Below are 1,694 nucleotides of genomic sequence, written 5' to 3' on the forward strand. Positions count from 1 at the left end.
CGATCCAGCTCTACGTCAACGGCAAGAAGATCGAGGACCAGTTCCAGCCGGGCGCCGTGGAACGCCTCACGTACACCAAGGGCGACCCGCAGGCCGGATAGTACGTAAGCGGGCGGTACGCAAGCAGAGGCGGAGCACGCGGTCCAGGGTGCCGGCGGGGGTGTAGCGGCGGATCGCGGCGCCGTCCCACAGGGCCACCCAGACGCAGCCGTCGGCGTCGACCGTGAGGCCGTCCGGGAAGCCGGCGCCCTCCTCGATCCGGGCCAGGGGCCGCCTGCCGGTGACGCGCCGGCCGTCGAAGCCGAAGACGTCGATCCGGCGGGTCGGCGAGTCGACGTAGTACATCAGACGGCCGTCGGGGCTCCAGCCGGTGCCGTTGCTGACCGTCGCGTCGGGCAGCACCACCTCGGCCGTGCCGTCGCCGGTGAGGCGGGTGAGGGTGCCGCCGCCCGGGGCCTCGTCGTAGCGCATGGTGCCGGCCCACAGGGAGCCGTCGGGTGCGACGGCGGCGTCGTTGCCGCGGCGGCCGGGGAGCGGGTCGTGGTGCAGCCGGCGGAAGGTGCCGTCGGGGTCCACCAGGCCCACCCCGTCGCGGAGGTTGAGGACGAGTCCGCCGCCGGTGCGGGGCTTGGCGGCACCCACGTGCTGCTCGGTCGTGCGGACCGTGCGGCGGCCCGAGGCGGGGTCGTAGGTGTGCACCCTGGAGGCGAGGATGTCGACCCAGATCAGCCGCCCGGCCGCCGCGTCCCACGTGGGGCCTTCGCCCAGTTCCGCCCGGGCGCGGACCGCGACCTCGTACGCCGTCATGCCGCGCCCCGGTGTCCGAGGCGCTCCGACAGTTCGGCGGCGCCCTTCGCGGCGAGCTGCTCCAGCTCCGCCCGGCGCTCCTCGCTCCAGCGGATCATGGGCACCGAGATGGACAGGGCCGCGACCACCTGCCCGGTGCGGTCGCGCACCGGCGCGGCCACGCACGAGACGTCCGGGTTGGACTCGCGGCTCTCCACGGCGACGCCCCGCCTGCGGATCTCGCCCAGGGCCTCGCGCAGGGCGGCCGGATCGGTGATGCTGTCCGGGGTCATCGCGGCCAGCTCGGTGCCGTCCGGGACGCGTGCGGCGAGCTCCTGCTCCGGGAGGGAGGCGAGCAGCATCTTGCCGACCGAGGTGCAGTGCGCCGGGAGGCGGCGGCCGGCCGCGGACACCATGCGCACCGCGTGCGTGGAGTCGACCTTGGCGATGTAGATGACGTCGGTGTCCTCCAGGATCGCCACGTGCACGGTCTCGTCGCAGGTCTCGGCGACCGAGTGGGCGACCTGCCGGCCCTCGGCGGCGAGGTCGAGCTGCTCGGCGTAGCGGCTGCCGAGCTGGTACGGGCGTACGCCGAGCCGGTAGCGTCCGGGCTGCCCGGTCACCGGGACGATGTACTTGCGGGCGGCGAGCGTGGTGACCAGCTCGTGCACCGTGGTGCGCGGCAGGTGCAGCCTGCGCACGATGTCGGGGGCGGAGAGCGTCCCGTCCCCGTCCAGGAAGAGCTCGAGTATGTCGAGAGCCCGGGTCACGGCGGGTACGAGGCGTCCCACGACCGGCCCCCTCCCTTGAAACCAGGCCCGTTCGAAATACCAACAGGCGGTCGGCATGACGAACACAGGCTAGTCACCGGGGTGGCGGCGGGCGTCCTCCACCAGGTCCGGATTGTG

General features: G+C 73.7%; 2 protein-coding genes and 1 pseudogene. 1 reads left to right on the forward strand and 2 read right to left on the reverse strand.

Features of this window, described 5'->3' with window-relative positions:
* Nucleotides 1-101: pseudogene (locus tag C1I97_RS42240) on the forward strand (DUF4115 domain-containing protein); the annotation flags it as partial.
* Here C1I97_RS42240 and C1I97_RS36720 read toward each other — a convergent pair.
* On the reverse strand, nt 67-807 hold the full coding sequence (locus C1I97_RS36720; RefSeq protein WP_111007216.1) for an SMP-30/gluconolactonase/LRE family protein: 741 nt from the start codon (nt 805-807) through the stop codon (nt 67-69). The pseudogene C1I97_RS42240 and the gene C1I97_RS36720 overlap by 35 nt on opposite strands.
* Complete coding sequence (locus C1I97_RS36725) at nt 804-1,577, reverse strand: IclR family transcriptional regulator (protein ID WP_111007217.1); 774 nt, start codon at nt 1,575-1,577, stop codon at nt 804-806. The genes C1I97_RS36720 and C1I97_RS36725 overlap by 4 nt, the downstream gene beginning before the upstream one ends.
* Nucleotides 1,578-1,694 lie beyond the last annotated feature (117 nt).

The organism is Streptomyces sp. NTH33, from assembly GCF_003236365.1.
Taxonomy (GTDB): Bacteria; Actinomycetota; Actinomycetes; order Streptomycetales; family Streptomycetaceae; genus Streptomyces.

What these genes read in the sequence shown, in the direction of transcription:
- C1I97_RS36720 (WP_111007216.1), bottom strand. Translation starts at nt 807, where the DNA reads ATGACGGCGTACGAGGTCGCGGTCCGCGCCCGGGCGGAACTGGGCGAA.